Here is a 22159-nt window from a genome sequence, read left to right on the forward strand (position 1 = left end):
ACTTCGAAGGGGGACTGAGTGACACCGTCCTGGACGCAAGGCGAATGAGTACGAGTATCGCTGCGCAGAGTAACGCGGCACGGAAGTCCAAGAATTCTCTTCGGAAGCCTTCCCGGAAAATGACCACCACCAATTGGCTGGGCGCCGCGGCGATCGGCTGCGTCGTGATGGGCGCCGGCTGGACCATCTACAGCAACGTCCTCGGCGCAAGTGTCTATCCGACCGTCGGCAGCATTGGCTACGACGAGCCCGTGATCAAGCGCGCGCCCAGGGTGGCGCTGCGTGAGGCCGGCGAGGCCATCAGGGACACCTTTGCGCTGCTGCCCGACCGGCTCCAGGTCGCAGCCCCGATCTCGCGCGAGATGTTCAACGAGCGCTTTGCCGCGGCCGCGACCCAGGGCGTTGCGTCGAACGCGAGCGCCGCGCCCGCAACCCAGGTCGCCGTCGCCAAGGAAGCGTCGAAGGACGCCCCCAAGCAGAGCGTGATCGCGAAGGTCGCGGAAGCGCTGAAGCCGGCGGCGCCGGCCAAGATTGCTGACAAGTCTGCGGACAAGGCCAAGCGTGCGCCGGATGCGCAGATGCAACTGGCTTCGGCCGATCCGGCCGAGATCGTGCCGGCGCCCGAGGCGAAGCCGAAATCATTTGCCGATCGCGCCAAGGCCGCGGTGATGTCGATCACCGGGCCGCGCCAGTCGATGGTCGAGAAGCTCTGGGGTAAGCGGGAGCCGTCCGGCGGGCTGCTGGCCTATGCCTCGGCCGATGCCAGCGTGACCGCGTCCATCGCGCCGAGGGAGCAGAACCCCATGCTCGGCGGTTCGGCGCCCTATGAGCGCGACACGGCGGTCTACGACATCACCGCCAAGATGGTTTACCTGCCCGACGGCACCAAGCTCGAGGCGCATTCCGGCCTCGGCTCCAATCTCGACGATCCGCGCTCCTCGCGCGTCCGCATGCGCGGCGTGACGCCGCCGCACATCTACATGCTGAAGCCGCGCGAAGCGCTGTTCCATGGTGTGCCGGCGCTGCGCCTGACTCCGATCGGCGGCGAAAGCGCGATCTACGGCCGCGACGGCCTGCTCGCCCACACCTTCATGCTCGGGCCGAACGGCGATTCCAACGGCTGCGTGTCGTTCAAGGACTATTACGCGTTCCTCGACGCCTACCGCAACAAGGGCATCCGCAAGCTCGCGGTGCTGGCGCGGGTCGAGTGATCTCAGTCAATTCGCGATGATCTCAAAGGGCCGCTTGCAGCGGCCCTTTTTCGTTTCTGATTTAGCCTGGCCAGCATTGTCCGCCGCCGTCGATCCTGAGCACCTGGCCCGAGACGAAGGCGCCCATGGGACCTGCAAAGAATTCGACGACGCGCGCGACCTCGTCGACGGTCGCGATGCGGTCGAGCGTGCCGGTCTCGACCATCCTGTCGGGGTCCACCGCGCGCGTGCCGAGGAAACGGCCGGTGCGGGTATCGCCGGGCGCGATGCAGTTGACGGCGATGTCGTAAGCGCGGAGCTGGTCGGCCAGGCATCGCGTGTAGTGGGTCACGCCGGCCTTCGACACCGCATAGATCGAGCCCTGGGTGCGGCCCTTGAACGCGGCGACCGAACCGAGCGTGACGATGCGGCCGCGGCGCCGCTCCATCATTCCCTTCGCGACCGCCTGGCAGGTCAGGATGGTCGAGAGCAGATTGCGCTCCAGCACCGCGCGCACATCGGCCTCCTTGATGTTTACCGCATCGTTCGGATCGGGCTTGCCGCCGGCGGCTGCGATGTCGCCGCCGGCATTGTGCACGAGAATGTCGATCGGGCCGAGGGCTGCTTCCGTCTCGGCGATCACGCGCGCGATGTCATCGCCCCTGGTGAGATCGCCGAGCACGCGCTGGCTGCGGACGCCGAATTGCTGGCCGATTTCTGCCGCCACCGCGGTGAGGGTGGTGCCCTCGCCATATTCCGCCGGCCCGTTCTCGCGCATGCCGTGGATGGCGACATCGGCGCCGAGCGCGGCGAGCTTCTCTGCAAAGGCGCGTCCGAGCCCGCGTCCCGCGCCGGTCACCAACGCCACCTGTCCTGACAATACTTTCCCGTCATGTGCAGCCATGATCTTCTCCTGTTATGAAACGTCAGTCCGCCGCGAGATCGAGCCCGATCGCCATCGCCTGCACGAGGCACATCGGTGCGACCAGCGTACGCAGCGCCGGCTCGGGCATGTCCTGGATCTCGAACACGACGCTCGCGCCTTCGACGATCGGGCTTAGGAGGCTGTCGGTGATGGAAATCGTGGGCACGCCTCGCGCAACGAGTTCGGGAAACAGCCGCGCCGTATCCGGATAGTAGTTCCGGAAGCTGATCGCGACCAGCGCGTCCTCCGTGGTTGCGGCATGCGACTGCTCGTGGATGCTGCCGCCCGTGCCGTCGAGCAGGACGACGCGGCGTCCGAGCTTGCGCAGCACGTAGGCGAGGTGGGTCGCAACCGGAAACGAGCCGCCGAGGCCGAGCAGATAGATGTCGCGCGCCTTGGCGAGGATCGCGGTCGCGGCGTCGAGTTCGCGCGCATGCACGGACTGGCTCAGCGTCACCAGCGCCGATTGCGCTTCCGAGACGAAGCGCGACAGCACCGCGGCGGGCTGGCGGCCGAGCACCGATTTCTCCTCGCTCTTCATGCGGGCGAGCCGCGCCTTGTAGCTTGGTGCTACGCCGGCAACGAGCCGTGAGCGGAACACCTGCTGCATCTCGGTGAAGCCGCCAAAGCCGAGTGCATGGGCGAAGCGAACGATTGCCGACGGCGGCACGCCCGAGCGCTGCGCAACCTCCGCCACGGTGCCGAGCGCGACATCGGTCGGGTGATCGAGCACGAACTCCGCGATTTGCTGCAGCCGGCCGGACAGCGCCCGGTGCCGCAGCGCAATGGCGCCGCGCAGCTCGTCGTAGCTCATCGCGCCTTGTGCCTTGTTCATCGTCTCGGGTCTCCGGATCGGTCGCCTGTTTAACGGCATTTCACCGTTTGGATCAAATATTCTACTTTACATAACAAATGGAATGAATATTCTAATCGCAGAAAAAAGCAAAAGACTTCGAAAACGGGAGGAAACGATGAGAGGGCGTCAGATCTCACGGCGAAGCGTTCTGAAGGGCAGCTTGATGGCCAGCGTCATCGGCGGCACCGGCAGCTTCTTTGGACCGTGGAAAGAGAATCACGCGTGGGCGCAAGGCGCCAAGCCGATCAAGCTCGGCCTGACCTGCGACGCCAGCGGCCAATACGGCAACAGCGGCCAGGACGATTTCCGCGGCATCAAGATGGCGATCGACGAGGTCAACGCCAAAGGCGGCGTGCTCGGACGCCAGATCTCGTTCATCACCGCGGACACCGAGACGACGCCGGCCACAGGCAGCCGCGTCGCCGAACGCTTCATCACCCGCGAGGACTGCACCATCCTGATCGGCGCGCTGCATTCCGGCGTCGCTAACGCCATCACCCAGGTCGCCAGCAAATACGGCGTGATCTACATGAACACCAATTCCTCCGCGCCGAGCGAGGCCGGGGAGAATTGCTCGCGTGTGAAATTCGTCTGGGACGGCAACGGCACCAATTTCTCCAAGGCATCGGTCAAGAACGCAGTCGATTCCATCGGCAAGAACTGGATGCTGCTGACCAATGACTACGTCTGGGGTCACACCACGTCTGCCGCGACCAAAGCGCAGGTCGAGGCTGCCGGCGGCAAGATCATCGATAATCTGCTGGTGCCGCAGAACACCCGCGACTTCACCGCCTACCTCCTGAAGATCCAGCAAGCAAAACCCGACGTGGTCGCGACTGCGATCGGCGGCGACGACATCAAGGCACTGCGCGAGCAGGTGGCGCAGCTCAAGCTCGACGGCAAGCCCGCCTGGATCAACAACCAGCAGGACTGGCCCGACGTCTGGGGCGCGCCCGACAGCCTGTTCGGCGTGTTCGGCACCACCTGGTATCACAAGCTGCAGCTGCCCGGCGTCGCCGACTTCGTCAAGAAATGGCAGGCCGCCAACAAGGACGGCCCGATCCCGGTGCCGGGCAACGTCTCCTACAACGGCTACATGAGCACGCGCGAATTGCTGCGCGCGATCGAGCGGGCAGGGTCGACCAACAACGTCAAGATCATCAAGGAGATCGAGAACCTCAAGGTCTCGGCGACCGACCGCATGCAGCATTTCGACGCCTACATGGATCCCATGACGCATCAGATGCAGCAGACGATTTATCTGGCGCGGCGCAACGCCAAGCCGGCCGACAACACCGATCTGTTCGAGATCATCAGCTGGACGGAGCCCAAATCGGCCGCCGACGACGCTGCTCCCGGCAAGTGCAAGCTCACGCCCTACGAGCAGGTGCCGACCGTCGACTCCTAGAGACGGTGCGTCGCGTCGTGGAACGAGCGGCGCGCATGTCGCGCGCCGCAGCCCGGGCCTTCGAGGGCTTGGGAGAGCAATGCCAGTTGCGAGAGTCAAAACCTTGTTCGACCTTCTTTCGCATCTCCTGAATGGCCTGACGCTTGGCCTGTTGTTCGCGCTGATCGCGCTCGGCTTCATGCTCATTGTCGGGCTGATGGAGCAGATCAACCTTGCGCATGGGTCCCTGTTCGCGCTCGGGGCCTATGTCGCCATGCAGCTCACCGGACCGCGCCCGCCACTGCCAGCCGATCTTGCCAAAGCGTGGCTCACGCTGCCGCTGGGCTGGCGCTATGCCGCGACGCTGGTGATCGCGCCCGTGATCGTGAGTCTCGTCGGGATGCTGATCGAGCTCTGCATGCGGCGGACCTACGGCAAGGACCCGCTGTACGGGCTTCTCCTGACGTTTGGCGCAGCGATGGTGATCGAGGAGTTGATCCGCCTGGTCTGGGGGACGCGGGACTATGTGCTGCAAGTGCCGTCCGCCATCAATGGCGGCTTCCTGTTCGGCGATCTGATCTGGTCGACCTATCGCTTCTACGCCGCCGGCATTGCGGCGGGGATCATCGGCCTGGTCTGGCTGCTGATCGAAAAGACTTCATTCGGCGCAACCGTCAAGGCCGGCGCTCATGACAGCGAGATCGTCCGCGCGCTCGGCATCAACCTGTCGCGATTGCGGCTGCTGGTGTTCGTGTTCGGTACGATGCTGGCCGCGATCGCGGGCATTATCGTCGCGCCGATCTGGGGCATTCGTCCGCATATGGGCGTCGATGCCGTCATCCCCGCGTTCCTGGTGATCGTGCTCGGCGGCGTCGGGAGTTTCTGGGGCGCCGTCGTGGCCGGGCTGCTGGTCGGACTGTGTGTCGGCCTTGCCGGCGCTTACGCGTCCGAATGGTCGCTGTTGTCGATGTACATCCTGCTCGTCGCCGTCGTGACGTTCCGTGCACGCGGGCTGTGGGGCAAGAAAAGCGTGCTCGAGGCCTAGGGAATGATTGTGGGATCAAGATCTTCATCCGATGCCGCGCGCCTCGTCACGCCGACGATGCTGGTGCTCTGGCTGGTGCTTGCAACGGTGCCGCTGTGGATCACGCGGATCGGGCTCTATCCCTATCTCGGGATCGAGATCCTGATCTGGTCGCTCTATGCGCTTGCGTTCAACCTGGTGCTGGGCACGGCCGGACTTCCCTCGTTCGGACATGGTGCCTATTTCGGCATCGGCGCCTATGCGTTCGGGCTCTGCCAGCTCGACATCGTCGCCAATCTCTGGATCTGCCTCGCTGCTGCTGCCGTGGTCGCGGGGCTTGCCGGCGTGCTGGTGGCGCTGTTCATCTCGCACCGGCGCGGCATCTACTATGCCTTCATGACGATCGCATTCGGCCAGATCTTCTGGACGCTGGCGATCAAGTCGCACCGCATCACCGGCGGTGAGGATGGGCTGCTCAAGATCAAGCGGCTGCCGGCCGATTTCGGGCTGGTGTCGTTCGATCTCACCGACAATGTCGCGTTCTACTATTTCGTGCTCGCGGTGTTCGCGGTCGGTACCGCCGTCTTGTGGCGGCTGGTGCACTCGCCCTATGGCCGCGTGGTCGCTGCGATCAGGCAGAGCGAGGTTCGCGCCGCCCATCTCGGCTATAACGTGTGGCTCTACAAGGCATCGGTGTTCGCGCTGTCGGCGGCCGTGTCCGGCTTTGCCGGCGGACTGTTCGCGATGGCGCAACTCGCCGCATTCCCCGATGTCATGAGCCTGCATCAATCCGGCTACGTCGTGATGATGACGCTGGTCGGTGGCGGGCTCGTCAGCTTCTGGGGGCCGGTGATCGGCGTGTTTCTCTTCCTCACCGCGCGCGACGTGATCGGCGCGCTGACCAATGCCTGGATGCTCTATTTTGGTCTGCTGTTCATTGCGATCGTGCTGTTCCGCCCGGAAGGCATTGCGGGCGCGCTCTCGGCCGCCGTGCAGCAACATTCATTGAACGCGCTAAGGCGGCGTGGCACGTCCGCGATGCGTCTGCTGGTCGGGGGCGGGCGATGAGCATGATCGAGGCCGCAGGTGTGCACGTTCGCTTCGGCGATCGCGTCGTGCTGGAAAGCGTCGATCTCGCGGTTGCCGAGGGCGAGTTTCACGGCGTGATGGGCCCGAACGGCGCGGGCAAGACCACCTTCTTCAACGTCCTCACCGGCAGGGTGAAGCCGAGCCGCGGCCGAGTCCTGCTCGGCGGCGAGGATGTCACGGGATTGAGCCCGCACCGCATCGCCGCCAAGGGCATCGCCCGCTCGTTCCAGATCATGACCCTGTTCGACGAATTCTCCGCCCGCGACAACGTCATGATGGGCTTGCCCGCGTTTCGCGCCCGTGGCCTCGATATCGCGCGGGCGGCGGCTGGAGATCGCAGGTTTGCCGAGCAGGCATCCGAAGCGCTCGCCGCGGTCGGGCTTGCCGACAAGGGCGATGTCCGCGCCAAGGACCTGTCCTATGGCGACCGCCGCGCACTGGAGATCGCGGTCGCGCTCGCGCAGGCCCCGCGCGTGCTGTGCCTGGACGAGCCCACCTCCGGCCTCGGCTCCGACGGCGTGCAGCGGCTGGCAGCTCTGGTGGCGCGCCTGAAGGGCCGGCTGACCATTGTCGCCATCGAGCACGACATGGAGTTCCTGTTTTCGCTCGCCGATCGCATCTCGGTCATCCATTGGGGCCAGGTGGTGGCGCGCGGCACGCCGCACGAGCTGCAGCAGAACGAATGGGTGCGTCGCTCCAACCTCGGGAAGTTCGCATGATCCTCGAAGTGGACGGGGTCGATACCTTCTACGGCGAGACCCAGGCGCTGTTCGGCGCCTCGCTCGCTATCGAGCACGCCAAGGTGTTTGCACTGCTTGGGCCCAACGGCGCCGGCAAGACCACCATGCTCCGTTCAATTCTCGGGCTGACCCGCCCGCGCCGCGGCGCCGTTCGTTTCGACGGGCATGACGTGACGCGCGATCCGACCCACGAGATCGCGCGCGCCGGCATCGGCTGGGTGCCCGACGACCGGCGGTTGTGCCCGACCTTGTCGGTGGCGCGTAACCTCACTATCGCGCAGAAGCGCACTCGCTTTCGCAACTGGAGCGTCAAGGAGGCCGCCGCGATCTTCTCGCCGCTCGAATATCTCATGGAGCGCGACTGCGAGAACCTGTCGGGCGGCGAGATGCAGATGGTCGCCATTGCGCGCGCGTTGGTCGGTTCGCCGGGACTGGTCCTGTTCGACGAGCCGAGCCAGGGTCTTGCGCCAAAGATCGTCGGCGACGTGCTCGCGACGATATTGCGCATGAAGGACGAGGGCATCGCCTCGCTGGTTGTCGAGCAGAATGCCGAGATCGCGCTGTCGGTCGCGGACCATGCCGCGGTGATCGATCGCGGCCGGATCGTCTGGACCGGCGAGGCCGCTACCTTGCGCGATGATCGCGCGCTTCGTCAGCGCTTGCTGGGAGTACAATGAGTGGCCGCACCACTGCTCGTTCTCGATGATGTCCGCAAGGTCTACACCAGGGGCCGCGTCATCCGCCGTCCGACGTTCACGCTTCAGGCAAACCTGTCGCTGGAGGAGCCGGGTATCGTCGGCGTGGTCGGGCCGAACGGCGCCGGCAAGACGACCTTGTTCGAGATGATGACCGGTTCCAACGCGCCGACTTCGGGGCGCGTGCTGGTCGCGGGCACCGATATCCATGGCGTCAAATATCGCGAGCGTGACCGGCTCGCGATCCACTATCACCAGTCCTATCAGGTCAGGCGGTTCCGCAAGCGCGTTCCGTCCGCCTTGCTGGCGCCGTCGCCGACAAAAACGCCGCTGGTTCACTTGTTCGACGAACCGCAGTTCAACCTGCAGGACGGCTATATCGGCTTCATGCTCGATTTCTTCCGCAAGCTGCGCGACGAGGGCAGGCTGGTCGTCCTCTGCATGCATCCGACAGCCAGCTGGCACCTCGACATCCTCGCCGAGATCGCCGGGCAATTCCTGTTCGTCGCCGGCGGCGGGGTGACGCGGATGGCGGACTTCCGCACGCTCGCCGCCGAGCCGCGCTTCCGCCTCTATCTCGGACCGGAGATGACGCGCGCCGCGGACGCCATCTGTCACAGCTCGACGTAAAAGGAGACTCCGTTGGCCTATTCGAACACGCAGCTTTTCATTGCCGGCAAATGGCGCCCGGCCCATTCGGGCAAAGTGATCGAGGTGCGCAATCCCGCGACCGAGGAGGTGATCGGCACCGTCGCGCATGCTGGCCAGTCCGATCTCGACGAGGCGCTCGCCGCCGCTTCCGCCGGCTTCAAGGTCTGGCGCAATGTCGCGCCGTTCGAGCGCTGCCGGATCATGCGCAAGGCCGCCGCGATCATGCGCGAGCGCAATGACGAGATCGCGCCGCTGCTGACGATGGAGCAGGGCAAGACGCTGGGCGAGGCGAAGATGGAGGCGATGGCCGCCGCTGACGTGATCGAGTGGTTCGCCGAGGAAGCCAAGCGCGCCTATGGCCGGTTGATCCCCGCGCGCGGCCCCGGCATCTACCAGATCGCGATAAAGGAGCCGGTCGGTCCGGTCGCCGCGTTCACGCCCTGGAATTTCCCGATCAACCAAGTCGTGCGCAAGCTTTCCGCAGCGCTCGCCGCCGGCTGCTCGATCATCGTTAAGGCACCGGAGGAGACACCAGCTTCGCCCGCGCAGTTGATCCGAGCGTTTGCGGACGCGGGCGTGCCCGATGGCGTCATCAACCTCGTCTACGGCGTGCCGTCGGAGATCTCCGAATATCTGATCCCGCATCCGGTGATCCGAAAAATCTCCTTCACCGGCTCGACTCATGTCGGCAAGCAGCTCAACGCGCTCGCGGGTCTGCACATGAAGCGCGCCACCATGGAGCTCGGCGGTCATGCGCCGGCGATCGTGTTCAACGACGCCGACGTTGCGTCGGCCGCGAAGATCCTCGCGGCGGCGAAATATCGCAACGCCGGCCAGGTCTGCATCTCGCCGACGCGGATGCTGGTGCAGGACGACGTGTTCCGCGAATTCGTCGACAAATTCGTCGACAGCGCCAAGGCGTTCAAGGTCGGCAACGGCCTCGATCCAGAGTCCAAAATGGGCTCGCTCGCCAATCCGCGCCGCGTCACCGCCATCGAAGGCATGGTGCAGGATGCCGTCGGCAAGGGCGCCAGGCTCGAGATCGGGGGCAAGCGTGTCGGCAACAAGGGCCACTTCTTCGAGCCGACCGTGGTGAGCGATGTGCCGAAGGATGCGCGCGCGATGAACGAGGAGCCGTTCGGCCCGCTCGCCCTGATCTCCCGCTTCTCGTCATTCGACGACGTGGTCGAGGAGGCGAACCGGCTGCCCTTTGGTCTCGCCTCCTACGCCTTCACCAGCTCGGCCAAGACGGCGGCCGCGATCGGCTCGGCGGTTGAGGCCGGCATGATGTCGATCAACAGCTTTGGTCTGGCGCTGCCCGAAGTGCCGTTCGGCGGCATCAAGGATTCCGGCTATGGCTCGGAAGGCGGCACCGAGGCGATGGAAGGCTACTTCAACACCAAGTTCATCAGCCAGACGGGCGTGTGATCGGGCGTGCACGCAAGGCCGCGCGATCATCGCGCGGCTTAGCGCTTGACGAAAACCAGGTTGCAGGCACGCGCCTCGTTGCGCTTTCCGCTGCCACGGGTGCGATCGAACTGCGCATCGACCGTAAAGGCGTAAGGCGAGCCGGGTGCGAGATTGTTGAGTGTGTAGGTGCTCGCCCCGGTCGTGCCGCGCGCGCTCAAGGTCGTCTTGCCGTCCGCGGGGATCTGGCCGTCGATCTCCAGCCGATTGACACCGCCCGGACCCTGCACCTCGGCGTGAAACACGCCATTGGTCACGGTGGCGACCAGGGGCCTGGTGAAGCCCTGCGCCTTGCCGGAAGCCGGGCAGTTCAACGTCACGTCCCAGCTGCCGTCGAAATCCTTGCTGCCGGTGGTTCTGGCATTGCCGCTCGGCGCGACCGCCACTTTCTGCTTCAGGCCTTCAATGCGTGCCTTGGCGAGGGTGGCGAAGATGCAGTTCGGGAATCTCGCGAGATGATCCTCAAAGGCACCCAGCGTGCCGATGCCCTCAGCAGCCTTCCAGTGCGCCTCGGCGGCCGCGCAGGGATCGGCCTTCGGTGCAGCTTGGGGGGCCGCCGGCGCGACCGTGACCGTTACAGGCCCGTTCAGGTAGAACTTGCCGATGATCGACAGCGAGAGCTCCGGCAGCTGGGTCTTGCCGCTGGAGTCATAGACGTCGCTGCTGATGTCGCGAAAGACGTCGCCGATTTCCTGCGGTTCCTCGATATGCTTGAGGAACGCGGTCGTGTAGGGGCTGTTGCGGCCGGTGCCGTCGGCGGCGACCTGCCCTGATTGCGTAGAGAACGACACGATCGTGCCGCGCGGCGCCTCGACTTTCGACAGGCCTCGTCCGATCGAGGCGGCGCGCGTCGAGCCGGCAGAGCGCTTCAAGGTTTCGGCCAGCGGATTGTCGCGGCAGGAATCGAGCACGAGGATGCGCAAATTCTTGGCCTGCTGCAAATCGTTCACGATGTCGTCGACACGTACGAAGCGCTTGAGGTCTGCTTCATCCGTCAGCACAGCATCGACAGGCATCAGATAGTTGACGCCGTTGTACTGCATCGCATGGCCGCTGTAGTAGAACATCGCGACGTCGGCGCGGCTGGCGGCGCGCGCGAAGCGGATGGTCAGGTCCTGCATGTCGGCCTGGCGCAGGTCGATACCCTGGAACACCTCGAAACCGCTGCGCTTGAGCGAGGCTGCGACGTCTTCGGCGTCATGCGACGGGTTGGGAAGCTGCGCTGTAGAGACATAAGCGCCGTTGCCGATCACCAGCGCGACCCGCGTGTCCGCCGATGCGGGACCAAGGCCCAGTCCAAGGCTCAGCCAGAGGGCGAGGAGGGGCAGGAAAAAATGACGCAAAATTCCAGAAGGAGCACGCATGAATGCCTTCCAGGGAAATATCGAAAAATATGCCCCAGATTAGCGCATGCCGCGTCGGTATCAATGCCCTCGCTGTGGCCCGGTCAGATTTGGCGACCGTGACATCCTGTCACGCCGGGTTTGCCGGCACCGTCTTGCGCAGCTCCATCTCGGTCGCAATCGCCTCCCGCACGGCGGGCCGCGCCTGCATGCGCGCGAGATAGGCCGACAGGCTCGGCCATTGCGCGATGTCGACGCCCGCGGGACGGAGCAGCAGCAGGGCCCAGGCGAGGTGGGCATCTGCGACGGTGAAACGGTCACCGACGAGGAATTCGCGGTCCGCGAGATGTGCTGATGGCACCGCCAATGTCAGCGTGATCTTTGCACGCGGCTTGGCGAGCGAGCCATCGTCCTTGTACCAGAAGGTCGGAAACAGGAATGCCTTGTGGATCTCGGTGCCGATGAAGCTCAGCCATTCCTGCAGGCGGTAGCGGTTGGGATCGCCGAACCGGGGCGCAAGGCCCGCCTCCGGCTTCGCATCGGCGATGTATTGCAGCACCGCCGCGCTTTCGGTCAGCCGTTCGCCGTTCTCCAGCACCAGGACCGGCACCGCGCCCTTCGGCGACACGCCGCGGAAATCGCGGTCGTCGTCCGCGACCGTCTTGGTCCGGAGATGCACCAGATGATAGCTCGCATCGAGGCCGGCTTCCATCAGCGCGATGCGGCTCGCAAGCGAGCAGGCCATCGGCGAGAAATAGAGCTGCAGCATCGCGTCGCTCCGCTATTTCAGCGCATCGCCGCGCGCGATGATCGCGAAGCGGTCGGATAGCTCGGCAAGTGCAACCTCGTGGATGGTCCGGGCGTCCAGCGTGCCGCCGCGGCCGTCGGGCAGGTCGCGCGTGGCGCAGGCATCGGCGTCAACAGTCGTGCGAAAGCCGAGGTCGAGCGCGGCACGGGCGGTGGAGCTGACGCACATATGCGTCATGAAGCCGGCCAGTACGATGTTCTTCCTGTCGGTTGCGGCAAGGCGCGCCTGCAAATCAGTGCCAGCAAATGCATTGGGCAACTCCTTCTCGATCACCAGCTCGCCGGCACGGGGGCTCAGCTCGGCGACGATGGCGCCGCGGTCGGCGCCGCGATCGAACAGGCTGCCGGCCTTGCCGCGATGGGCGATATGGATGATCGCGGCTCCGCTCTCGCGTGCCCGTGCCAGGAGCGCAGCCGCCCGCGCGATCGCAGGTCCCGCGTCGGGCAAAGCGAGGGGACCTGCGAGATATTCGTTCTGGATATCGATCAGCACCAGCGCGGCGTCGCTAAGACGCGGCGGGTTGAGATCGGCACCGGCGAGCTGCAGCAGGGTCTTTGCGGTCGTCATGGTCTGGAAATCTCCGGGGCAAAAGGCTGCACAAACATAGCCCCGGGAATGCCTGCCGATATGCAGGGATATTGCAGCGGGTGGCTGCGATATTGCAGGCTGCTTCCGGCCGGTATAACCTGACGCAATGAACTGGGACGATCTGCGCATCATCGCTGCCGTCAGGGACGAGGGCACCTACGCGGGCGCCAGCGCGCGGCTGCGCATCGACGAGACCACGGTCGGGCGCAGGCTGTCGCGCATCGAGCGTGCGCTCGGTTTGCGTCTGTTCGAGGCGGCCGACGGCGTCCGCAGGCCGACGCGGAGTTGCGAGGCGGTGCTGGCGCATGTCGAGGCGATGGCCGCACATGCCGCCGAGATCGGTCGCGTCGGCGCGAGCCTGGCAGGTCCGGTGGGACGCCTGCGCATCGCCTCCACCAACACGTTCGCTGAGGAGGTGCTGTCGCCGCGCGCGAGCGACTTCCTGCGCGCCAATCCCGGCCTGACGCTGCAATTCCTCACCTCGAGTGAGAACGTCAAGTTCTCGCGCTGGGAGGCCGATCTCGCCATCCGGCTGCGCAAACCCGACAAGGGTGACTTCGCGATCTCCAGGCTCGGCGAGATCCGCATTTATTATTTCGAGCCTGTTGCGACCGAGGGCGAGCCGGTGCTGTGCGCCTATCCGGACGAACTCGGTGCCATTCCCGAGATGCAATTCCTGCGCATGAAGCAATCCCGCGCGCGCTGCGTCACGGACAACGTTCGCGTCATCCGTAACCTGATCCGCGCGCATCGGGCCGCCGGCGTGTTGCCGGAGTATGTTTGCGCGGACTTGCTCGGCGATCGCCGCCTGCGCGCCACGCTGCTGCCGAAGCGGCGCGACGCCTGGCTGCTGGTGCAGAACCACCTCAAGCGCGATCCCGCGACGCGTGTCACGATCGACTGGGTGAGGGCGTGTTTTCAGGAAACGTCGCGTGGTTGACGTCACATCGCATTGTGATCATCGCGTCACAGTGCGGAGTGCGTGACGAAAAATCTTGGCTTTCCCCCTTGCAACCCGAACGTGCTTCGTCTATTAGCGCCCCTCCTTCGCTAGGCCATGGGTTCGGGCTCTCTGAGATTCCGACTGGCGCGGGCCGCTCTGCGGTTTCGTGTTCCGCCGAATGAAGGGCAAACGCAGGACGTAGCTCATGGAGAGCGTCGGGCTGAACACCCGAAGGCATCGGTTCGATTCCGGTCTCTTGCACAAAGGATAGCTCAGTTTGGTAGAGCAGATGACTGTTACTCATCCTGTCGCGGGTTCGAATCCCGCTCCAGCGCTCCGTTTCAGCCTGAAAAGCTGATACCTCTGACGAGGACCGGACGCGCGCTTCAGTCGCAGTCCGGCCGTTTTGCCGAAAGGCTTTCCGTCCGAACCTAGACACTGTGAGACCGGCTTTGCGCCGCGGGTCGATACCGCTTGCGCGGATGCCGGGTGGCTCCGCATGACCGCTCGACACGCGTCGAGCGATCGCGCGCGTGCGCCCGTCATCGCGCGAGCTCAAACCCCGGCCCGCCGATCTCTAGGGAAGCGTCGTCCGCGTCCTCACGTCCTTTGCAAACGAAACCCGCTATCCGGCCGCGTGCGGCCGGAGGCAACATGATGGAGGCGTGCCATGACCTGGCATTTGCTGATGCTGAACGTGACGGTGAACGATGGCGAGCGTGCGTTGCTCACGCGCAACGGACAGCTCGTGCGCGTGCTCGCGCCCGGCAAGCACCGGCTGTTCGATCCCCTGCACGAGCTGAAGGCCGAGGTGCTCGACGTGGTGCGCAGCGAATTCCCCGCGGATCGCTACGCGGTGCTGAAGGCCGCGCGGCCTGATCTGGCCGCTGAGCTGTTCGAGGCGATCGAGACCAAGGCGGACGAGATCGCCATCGTCAGCCTCGACGGCCGGCCCGTGCATCTGATGACGCCCTGGCAGGTGCGCGTCTACTGGAAGGTCGCGACCCGCATCGATGTCGAGCGCATCGATGTGTCCGCCGATCCCCGGGTTGGCGCGCGGCACCTGACCATGATCGAGCGCAACCGCTCGACCGTCGTGATGGAAGCGGTGGTCGAGAACCACGAGGCGGGCCTGCTCTATGTCGAGGGCCGGCTCGTGGAGCGGCTTGCGCCCGGCCGGCACGCCTTCTGGACCGTCGGCCGCAAGATCGAGGTGAAGCGCCTCGACCTGCGGCCCCAGGCGGTCGAGATCACTGCGCAGGAGATGCTGACCAAGGATCGCATCGCGCTGCGGGTGACGCTGACGGCGTTCCGCAGGATCGTCGATCCCGAGCGCACGGTTGCGACCGTGCCCGACGTGGATGCGTGGCTGTACCGGCTGGTGCAGTTCGCGATCCGCGAGGCGGTGGCGGGCCGGACGCTGGACGAGGTGCTGTCTGCGAAGGCGGCGCTGGATGCGGAGCTGCGCGACTATGTGCGGGCACGCGTCGCAGAGTCCGGCGTGGAGGTAACCGAGCTCGGCGTCAAGGACGTGATCCTGCCCGGCGAGATCCGGGAGCTGGTGAACAAGGTGGTGGAGGCGGAGCGGGTCGCGAAGGCGAACCTGATCCGCCGGCAGGAGGAGACCGCGGCGACGCGTTCGCTCCTGAACACCGCCCGCCTGATGGAGGAGAACCCCCTGCTGCTGCGGCTCAAGGAGCTGGAGTCGCTGGAGCGGCTGGTCGAGAAGGTCGGCCGCATCGACCTCCACGCCGGCAACGGCGAGGGCCTCGATGCCCTCCTGACCCGGCTCGTGCGCCTGAAGGCGCCCGAGATTGCATGAAGCAGAAGGGCCGCCCACGGGCGGCCCTTCACATGTTCATTGTCGACGCTTGCGATGAACGCGTGCGCGCGCCTGTGCGACCAAACCATGAGTGGGTATTGCACGCGCGCGAAGGTTGCGTAATCTCACGGTGACGACCACAATCTCGATCATGGCAAGCGAATGACCACTCTTCAGCAAACGATCGGCCCTACGGCCCGGCCGCGGGAATGGAAAGCGATCGTCGTCCTGATCCTGTTGATCCCGGTGCTGTGGTCGCCGCCGTTCCTGTTTCGCTTCTTCCTGTATCAGCCGTTCAACATTCCTTCCGGCTCGATGACCCCGACGCTGGTCGTCGGCGACTACGTCTTCGCCGCAAAATATGCCTATGGCTACGGCCGCTATTCCTTTCCGTTCGCGCCGTCATGGATCTCGGGCCGCTTCCGGGCCGCCGATCCGGAACACGGCGACGTCGTCGTATTCCGCTCGTCGAAGGGGACTTCGGCCGACTATGTCAAGCGCGTGGTCGGGTTGCCAGGCGACCGCATCCAGATGCGGAAGGGGCAACTCATCCTGAACGATCGCCCCGTGACGCGCGTCCCTCTGAAGGAGGTGCCCGCGGGCTCTGCCTGCGGCACCGATGATGGCGCGAAGGTCAAGCGCTGGCGCGAGACGCTGCCGAGCGGCGCGTCCTACATAACCTACGACTGCGTCGACAACGGTTATCTCGACAACACGGACGTCTTCACGGTGCCCCCCGGCCATTTCTTCGCGCTCGGCGACAACCGCGACAACTCGTCCGACAGCCGGCTGATGTCAGTGATGGGTTTCATCCCGATGGACAATCTCATCGGCAAGGTGACGCGGATCATCTGGTCGCTCGACGAAGACGGCGAGCCGCACATGGAGCGGCTGGGGAAGGTGTGGTGAGGGGCGCCGCCGTCATTCCGGGGCGGCGCGTAGCGCCGAGCCCGGAATTCATTCGTCCGCAAGGTTCGTTTCCCGAAGGTCGTCGGGCCGAGCCCTTCAGTCGCCAATCTCTTTCAGAAAGGCCTTCGCGTTTGCGCAGGCTTCGTCCGTGTCGCCAAAGCGGCAGGATTTCGCCAAGAAACGCCGCGCCCGGTCGTTGTTCTTTTCGACGCCGATACCTTTGATCAAGTGAAATCCCATCATCGTGCATGCCCAGGGATCGTCTCGGCCGCATGCCAGTTCATACGTCCGATTGGGACAGGCATAGTCGCCGCTGTCTTCCATGCTGGCGGCAACGTTCGTACAGCCTGAAGCAACGCCGAGCTTGCAGGCCCTCAGAAACAGCGCATCGGAGAGCGGCCCGGTCTTGATCATCCGCTGGACGACGAGTGCGGCTGCGTAGCAGTCGCTCGCGTTGCCCGCCCGACAGCGATCAAGGCACTGCTCCGCCGCAGCCGAGCATCCTTCGATCGAAAAAGCAGGTGCGCCCGCGTTCGCCGGCATGGAGTCAGCGGGGCATTGCTCGGCTCGCGGAAGCCAATCCGGCCATGTCCCTTCCATCTTCCCAATCGCGTCATTGTTGTCCGCCGCGTCTACGGGCGTCGGCGCGGAAAGGCCCGCAGCGGAGATGATGACAAGGGCTGCCAGCAGCGGACGTATCTTGCGGTGCGGCATTGCAATTCTCGTCAGGGCTCGACGGGATCCTGCAGCATTAGTGATCCGAAGGATACACCTTTGAATTGTAGGTGCGCTCGCAGGTCGCCACAAGGCGTTGCATCGGGGCGCCGCCCCAAAACAAAAACCCCGGCATCGCTGCCGGGGTTTCGCATTCCGTATCGTATCTGAACGGCTGGATCAGAAGTCCATGCCGCCCATGCCGCCGCCCGGGGGCATCGCCGGACCGGCGCCGCCCTTCTTGGGCAGCTCGGCGACCATGGCTTCCGTGGTGATCAGGAGCGCGGCAACCGAGGCTGCGTTCTGGATCGCGGTACGGACCACCTTGGTCGGGTCGATGATGCCCTTGGTGACCAGGTTGACGTACTCGCCGGTCTGGGAGTCGAAGCCGTAAGCGTAGGTCTTGTTCTCCAGGATCTTGCCGACGATCACCGAACCGTCTTCACCGGCGTTGATCGCGATCTGGCGAGCGGGAGCCGACAGCGCTTTGCGCACGATCTCGACGCCGGTCTTCTGGTCGTCGTTCTTGGTGCGCAGACCCTTGAGCTGCTCGGAGGCACGGAGCAGGGCGACGCCGCCGCCCGGGACGATGCCTTCCTCGACCGCCGCGCGGGTCGCATGCATCGCGTCATCAACGCGATCCTTGCGCTCCTTCACCTCGACCTCGGTCGCGCCGCCGACGCGGATCACCGCGACGCCGCCTGCGAGCTTGGCGAGACGCTCCTGGAGTTTCTCACGGTCGTAGTCCGAGGTGGTCTCCTCGATCTGCGCCTTGATCTGGGCCACGCGCGCCTCGATGTCGGCCTTCTTGCCGGCGCCGTTGACGATCGTGGTGTTCTCCTTGTCGATCATCACCTTCTTGGCGCGACCGAGCATGTTGAGCGTGACGTTCTCGAGCTTGATGCCGAGATCTTCCGAGATCGCCTGGCCGCCGGTCAGGATCGCGATGTCCTGCAGCATGGCCTTGCGGCGATCGCCGAAGCCCGGAGCCTTGACGGCCGCGACCTTCAGACCACCGCGCAGACGGTTCACGACGAGGGTCGCAAGCGCTTCGCCTTCGACGTCCTCGGCGACGATGACCAGCGGCTTGCCGGTCTGCACCACGGCCTCGAGCAGCGGCAGCAGCTCGTTCAGCGAGGAGAGCTTCTTCTCGTTGATGAGGATGTAGGCGTCGTCCATCTCAACGCGCATCTTGTCGGCGTTGGTGACGAAGTAGGGCGAGATGTAGCCGCGGTCGAACTGCATGCCCTCGACGACGTCGAGCTCGGTCTCGAGCGACTTGGCTTCCTCGACGGTGATGACACCCTCGTTGCCGACCTTCTTCATGGCGTCGGAGAGGAACTTGCCGATCTCCGCGTCGCCGTTGGCGGAGATGGTGCCGACCTGGGCGATCTCGTCGTTCGAGGTGACCTTCTTGGAGTTCTTGACGAGGTCGGCGACCACGGCTTCCACGGCCAGGTCGATACCACGCTTCAGGTCCATCGGGTTCATGCCGGCGGCAACCGACTTTGCGCCTTCACGAACGATCGCAGCCGCGAGCACGGTTGCGGTGGTGGTGCCATCGCCGGCCGCGTCAGCCGACTTGGAGGCGACTTCGCGCACCATCTGCGCGCCCATGTTCTCGAACTTGTCGTCGAGCTCGATCTCCTTGGCGACGGTGACGCCGTCCTTGGTGATGCGGGGAGCGCCGAACGACTTGTCGAGGACGACGTTGCGGCCCTTGGGGCCGAGCGTCACCTTGACGGCGTTGGCGAGGATGTCGACGCCACGCAGCATCTTGTCGCGTGCATCGACGCCGAATTTGACTTCTTTAGCTGACATCTGGATTTTTCCTTAGGTGTTTAGCTGGTGGGGAGAGGGGGCTCTTAGGCCGCCTTCTTCTTGGAAGCGGGGACGTCGAGGACGCCCATGATGTCGCTTTCCTTCATGATCAGCAGGTCGACGTTGTCGATCTTGACTTCAGTGCCGGACCACTTGCCGAACAGCACGCGGTCGCCGACCTTCAGGTCGATCGGGATCAGCTTGCCAGCTTCGTCGCGGCCACCGGGGCCGACGGCGACGACTTCGCCCTGCGAGGGCTTTTCCTTGGCAGTGTCGGGAATGATGATGCCGCCGGCGGTCTTCTCTTCTGCGTCGATACGCTTGACCACGACGCGGTCGTGAAGCGGACGGAATTTCATGCAGTCCTCCTAAGTAGTTGCACGGTATGGGAATTTTTTGGCGTTAGCAGTCTGTGCTCACGAGTGCTAGCACAGGCGAGGCTGAAATAGGACAGGAATTTTGCGGGGGCAAGGGCTTCTAGCAGAAAAATCGGCACTCTGAAGGCCCGGGTGCCAGAATCTCTTTACCATCGTTAACCCGCCCGGTGACCGTATTAGCACGGAGCCGCCTCTGCTGCTAAAGCATTGAATTTCAACAGCTTGTTAAACTTTTAGGCTTGAGATGGATTGTCAGTTTGCGTCACATTTCTCTCATGTGAGCGCATCAGTACCGGGTGGCTCGTAAGGCGCACACCGACCAAGCCGCCCCTTGAATGCGCTCCTGCAAAGGAGGTTGGCATGGGCTTGCGGAGTGGGGGCGTTTCCGAAGATTTCCGGAAACAGCTTTTGGGTTACGGGCTGACGACGGCGCAAATTCTCTATCGGATGCCCGATCATCCCTCGCTTCTCCAGACCTACGTCTGGCAGAACTACGACATGTTTCCGAAATTTCCGGCGCTGAAGGATTTCCTGGCGTTCTGGCAGGAGAAGCTCGACGGTCCGCTCCATTCGGTGACCGTCGCGCATTCCAAGCTGATCAAGCCGGCCGAGCTGCGCGCCGTGGATGGCGTGTTCCGGCTGCATTGAACAGCGCGCCGGCATCGTAGAGTGGGCAAAGGCGCGCTCGCGCCGTGCCTACCATCTCTCCACGATTGCATCTGGCAATGGTGGGCACGCTTTCGCTTTGCCCACCCTACGATATCTCGTTCTGTGCTAGCCTCCGCCTATAACAACAGGGAGGCGGCCCATGGCCAAGAAAACAAAATCGCGCAGTGCAGCCCAGGCCGCGGTGAAGAAGCGGAGCGGAGCCAAGGCCGTGGCACGATCCTCGGCGCGCAAGGCGGTGAAGGCAAAGGCGCGCACGACACCGGCGAGGGCCGCTCCGAAAAAGCCCGCGCGTCCCAAGCAGCGCATCGCCATCAGCCATCACCGCGAGGAAGACTTCAAGGCCGACGGCCTGCGCGCCTACGCAAAGTATCGCGACCTCGGCATCGCCGAAGCCAGCCACGGCCTCGCGCAAGCCCACGTGATCCGCCTGCAAGGCCCCTGCGATCCGAACGAGGTGTCGAAGCTGCACTTCCACGACGTCGAATTCCAGATGGTCTACGTGCTCAAGGGCTGGGTGAAAACCTACATGGACGGTCAGGGTGAGACCTTGATGAAGGAAGGCAGCGCCTGGACCCAGCCGCCGAAGATCAAGCACATGATTTTGGACTATTCGGATGACGTGGAGCTGCTGGAGGTGATCCTGCCCGCGGAGTTCAGGACGGTGGAGTTGAAGGCGTAGGCTGTCTCCTCGTCATTGCGAGCGCAGCGAAGCAATCCAGACTGTCACTGCGGAAAGATTCTGGATTGCTTCGCTGCGCTCGCAACGACGGTGGAGGGTTTCTTCGTAGCCCGGATGGAGCGCAGCGTAATCCGGGGCGACTGCCTGCGACGGAGATACTGTCCCGGATTGCGCTGCGCTCCATCCGGGCTACGGCCACTCAGCTCAACACCCCCACCACCGCGCCCATCAAACACGTCGTCAGCGTTCCCGACACGATCGATTTCAGCCCGAGCGCGTTGATCTCCTCGCGCCGCTCCGGCGCCATCACCCCTAAGCCGCCGATCATGATGCCGAGGCTGGCGAAATTGGCGAAGCCGCACATTGCGTAGAGCATGATCAGGCGCGAGCGCGGATCGAGCGTATCGGGCGGCAGTTTTGAGAAGTCGACATAGGCGATCAGCTCGTTGAGCACGGTCTTGGTGCCCATCAGGCTGCCGGCGGTCACCGCCTGGTCCCAGGGCAATCCCATCAGCCAGCACACCGGCGCCATCACGAGGCCCAGCAGCCGCTGCAACGAGATCGCGGCGCCGCCGATATTGGGCAGCAGGCCGAGGACGGCATTGACGAGATAGACCAGCGCCACCAGCACCAGCAGCATGGCGACGATGTTGATCAGCAGCTCGATCCCCGCACTCGTCCCCTTCACGATCGCATCCATCGGGCCGGAGACATCCATCTCGGGATCCTCCAGCGCGCCGCCGGTGCGCTTGTCTGACGTCTCCGGCACCATGATCAGGCTGACGAGGATCGCGGCCGGCGCACCCAGCACCGAGGCGATGACGAAATGGGCGGCGGCATCGGGAATGAGCGGCGCCAGCAGCGTCGCGTAGAGCACCAGCACCGTGCCGGCGATGCCGGCCATGCCGCCGGTCATCACCAGGAACAATTCGCTGCGCGTCATCTGCGCCAGATACGGCCGCACGAACAGCGGCGCCTCCACCATGCCGAGGAAGATGTTGGCCGCGGTCGAGAGCCCGACAGCACCGCCGACGCCCAGCGTCCGCTCCAGCAGCCAGGCCATGCCGCGCACGACCGGCGGCAGCACGCGCCAATAGAACAAGAGCGTCGTCAGCACGCTCATGACCAGCACGATCGGCAGCGCCTGGAACGCGAGGATGAAATCGGCGCCCGGCACCTTCAGATCGAAGGGCAGGGGACCGCCCCCGACATAGCCGAACACGAAGGAGGAGCCGGCGCGCGAGGCCGCCGAGATCGCGCCGACCGCGTCGTTGATGGCGCCGAAGGCGCGCGCGACGACGGGTACTTTCAGGAGGACAGCCGCGGTGACGAAGGTCGCGACGAGGCCAATCGCAGCCTGCCGCAGCGATACGGCGCGGCGATTCTCTGCCAACGCGAAAGCGATCAACAGCAATGCGAAAATGCCGAGTGCCGATTGCAAGCGCAGCATGGTGTCCCCAAA

22 protein-coding genes and 2 tRNA genes are annotated in these 22159 nt (G+C 64.6%); 15 read left to right on the forward strand and 9 right to left on the reverse strand.

The annotated features are described in order from the left end of the window. Positions 1-119 precede the first annotated feature (119 nt). Complete coding sequence (locus tag AB7531_RS15955) at positions 120-1211, forward strand: DUF2778 domain-containing protein (RefSeq protein WP_063982429.1); 1092 nt, start codon at positions 120-122, stop codon at positions 1209-1211. A 61-nt stretch (positions 1212-1272) separates the two neighbouring features. Here the strand turns inward: AB7531_RS15955 and AB7531_RS15960 are convergent, their stop codons facing one another. Continuing rightward, entirely contained in the window at positions 1273-2094 is an 822-nt protein-coding gene (locus AB7531_RS15960) for an SDR family NAD(P)-dependent oxidoreductase (protein ID WP_063982430.1), read from the reverse strand. 22 nt (positions 2095-2116) lie between these two features. Continuing rightward, positions 2117-2950, reverse strand: coding sequence for a MurR/RpiR family transcriptional regulator (locus AB7531_RS15965; RefSeq protein WP_063982431.1), 834 nt, complete (start codon positions 2948-2950; stop codon positions 2117-2119). A 184-nt stretch (positions 2951-3134) separates the two neighbouring features. On the opposite strand from AB7531_RS15965, the gene AB7531_RS15970 reads away from it, so the two are divergent. The 7 genes from AB7531_RS15970 (at position 3135) to AB7531_RS16000 (ending at position 9985) form a co-directional block, all read left to right on the forward strand. Further along, positions 3135-4379, forward strand: a complete 1245-nt coding sequence (locus AB7531_RS15970) for an ABC transporter substrate-binding protein (protein ID WP_063982432.1) — start codon at positions 3135-3137, stop codon at positions 4377-4379. A gap of 103 nt (positions 4380-4482) precedes the next feature. Further along, on the forward strand, positions 4483-5403 hold the full coding sequence (locus AB7531_RS15975) for a branched-chain amino acid ABC transporter permease (protein WP_084795071.1): 921 nt from the start codon (positions 4483-4485) through the stop codon (positions 5401-5403). Positions 5404-5406: 3 nt separating this feature from the next. After that, positions 5407-6450: a branched-chain amino acid ABC transporter permease gene (locus tag AB7531_RS15980; RefSeq protein ID WP_063982434.1), complete on the forward strand. Its 1044-nt coding sequence runs from the start codon at positions 5407-5409 to the stop codon at positions 6448-6450. Beyond that, a complete protein-coding gene (locus AB7531_RS15985; protein ID WP_028158494.1) occupies positions 6447-7190 on the forward strand; it encodes an ABC transporter ATP-binding protein in 744 nt (247 codons plus the stop codon). Before AB7531_RS15980 ends, AB7531_RS15985 begins: the two co-directional genes overlap by 4 nt. Continuing rightward, positions 7187-7888 (forward strand): ABC transporter ATP-binding protein, encoded by a 702-nt coding sequence (locus AB7531_RS15990; RefSeq protein ID WP_063982435.1) that lies wholly within the window; start codon positions 7187-7189, stop codon positions 7886-7888. Before AB7531_RS15985 ends, AB7531_RS15990 begins: the two co-directional genes overlap by 4 nt. Next, on the forward strand, positions 7889-8536 hold the full coding sequence (locus AB7531_RS15995; protein WP_063982436.1) for an ATP-binding cassette domain-containing protein: 648 nt from the start codon (positions 7889-7891) through the stop codon (positions 8534-8536). It abuts the gene before it with no gap. 12 nt (positions 8537-8548) lie between these two features. Continuing rightward, the gene (locus AB7531_RS16000; RefSeq protein WP_063982437.1) at positions 8549-9985 is read left to right on the forward strand and encodes an NAD-dependent succinate-semialdehyde dehydrogenase; all 1437 of its coding nucleotides are present in this window, start codon (positions 8549-8551) and stop codon (positions 9983-9985) included. Between the two features lie 38 nt (positions 9986-10023). Here AB7531_RS16000 and AB7531_RS16005 read toward each other — a convergent pair whose 3' ends face one another. From AB7531_RS16005 to AB7531_RS16015, 3 genes are all read right to left on the reverse strand, one after another. Next, on the reverse strand, positions 10024-11388 hold the full coding sequence (locus AB7531_RS16005) for a caspase family protein (protein WP_231142250.1): 1365 nt from the start codon (positions 11386-11388) through the stop codon (positions 10024-10026). A gap of 109 nt (positions 11389-11497) precedes the next feature. Beyond that, a complete protein-coding gene (locus AB7531_RS16010) occupies positions 11498-12136 on the reverse strand; it encodes a glutathione binding-like protein (RefSeq protein ID WP_063982439.1) in 639 nt (212 codons plus the stop codon). A 12-nt stretch (positions 12137-12148) separates the two neighbouring features. After that, positions 12149-12742: a cysteine hydrolase family protein gene (locus tag AB7531_RS16015; RefSeq protein ID WP_063982440.1), complete on the reverse strand. Its 594-nt coding sequence runs from the start codon at positions 12740-12742 to the stop codon at positions 12149-12151. Positions 12743-12869: 127 nt separating this feature from the next. On the opposite strand from AB7531_RS16015, the gene AB7531_RS16020 reads away from it, so the two are divergent. The 5 genes from AB7531_RS16020 (at position 12870) to lepB (ending at position 16437) form a co-directional block, all read left to right on the forward strand. After that, positions 12870-13703, forward strand: a complete 834-nt coding sequence (locus tag AB7531_RS16020; protein WP_063982441.1) for a LysR family transcriptional regulator — start codon at positions 12870-12872, stop codon at positions 13701-13703. Between the two features lie 194 nt (positions 13704-13897). Then, positions 13898-13967 (forward strand) — tRNA-Phe (locus tag AB7531_RS16025). 4 nt (positions 13968-13971) lie between these two features. Beyond that, positions 13972-14037: transfer RNA gene (locus tag AB7531_RS16030), tRNA-Asn, on the forward strand. 339 nt (positions 14038-14376) lie between these two features. Next, positions 14377-15528 (forward strand): slipin family protein, encoded by a 1152-nt coding sequence (locus tag AB7531_RS16035; protein ID WP_063982442.1) that lies wholly within the window; start codon positions 14377-14379, stop codon positions 15526-15528. Between the two features lie 162 nt (positions 15529-15690). After that, on the forward strand, positions 15691-16437 hold the full coding sequence (gene lepB, locus AB7531_RS16040; RefSeq protein ID WP_063982443.1) for a signal peptidase I: 747 nt from the start codon (positions 15691-15693) through the stop codon (positions 16435-16437). A gap of 96 nt (positions 16438-16533) precedes the next feature. Here the strand turns inward: lepB and AB7531_RS16045 are convergent, their stop codons facing one another. The 3 genes from AB7531_RS16045 to AB7531_RS16055 form a co-directional block, all read right to left on the reverse strand. Next, a complete protein-coding gene (locus AB7531_RS16045; RefSeq protein ID WP_208087554.1) occupies positions 16534-17151 on the reverse strand; it encodes a sel1 repeat family protein in 618 nt (205 codons plus the stop codon). 180 nt (positions 17152-17331) lie between these two features. Then, positions 17332-18972, reverse strand: a complete 1641-nt coding sequence (groL, locus tag AB7531_RS16050) for a chaperonin GroEL (protein WP_071912538.1) — start codon at positions 18970-18972, stop codon at positions 17332-17334. Between the two features lie 44 nt (positions 18973-19016). Continuing rightward, complete coding sequence (locus tag AB7531_RS16055) at positions 19017-19331, reverse strand: co-chaperone GroES (RefSeq protein WP_008139213.1); 315 nt, start codon at positions 19329-19331, stop codon at positions 19017-19019. Positions 19332-19709: 378 nt separating this feature from the next. Between AB7531_RS16055 and AB7531_RS16060 the strand changes: the two genes are divergently transcribed. After that, positions 19710-19997: an usg protein gene (locus AB7531_RS16060; RefSeq protein WP_014494242.1), complete on the forward strand. Its 288-nt coding sequence runs from the start codon at positions 19710-19712 to the stop codon at positions 19995-19997. A gap of 160 nt (positions 19998-20157) precedes the next feature. Further along, entirely contained in the window at positions 20158-20697 is a 540-nt protein-coding gene (locus tag AB7531_RS16065) for a cupin domain-containing protein (protein WP_063982446.1), read from the forward strand. A gap of 199 nt (positions 20698-20896) precedes the next feature. On the opposite strand, the gene AB7531_RS16070 is transcribed toward AB7531_RS16065, so the two are convergent. Next, complete coding sequence (locus AB7531_RS16070; protein ID WP_063982447.1) at positions 20897-22147, reverse strand: NupC/NupG family nucleoside CNT transporter; 1251 nt, start codon at positions 22145-22147, stop codon at positions 20897-20899. Positions 22148-22159 lie beyond the last annotated feature (12 nt).

Source organism: Bradyrhizobium sp. 63_E2_N1_3 (genome assembly GCF_052076005.1).
GTDB lineage: Bacteria > Pseudomonadota > Alphaproteobacteria > Rhizobiales > Xanthobacteraceae > Bradyrhizobium > Bradyrhizobium barranii.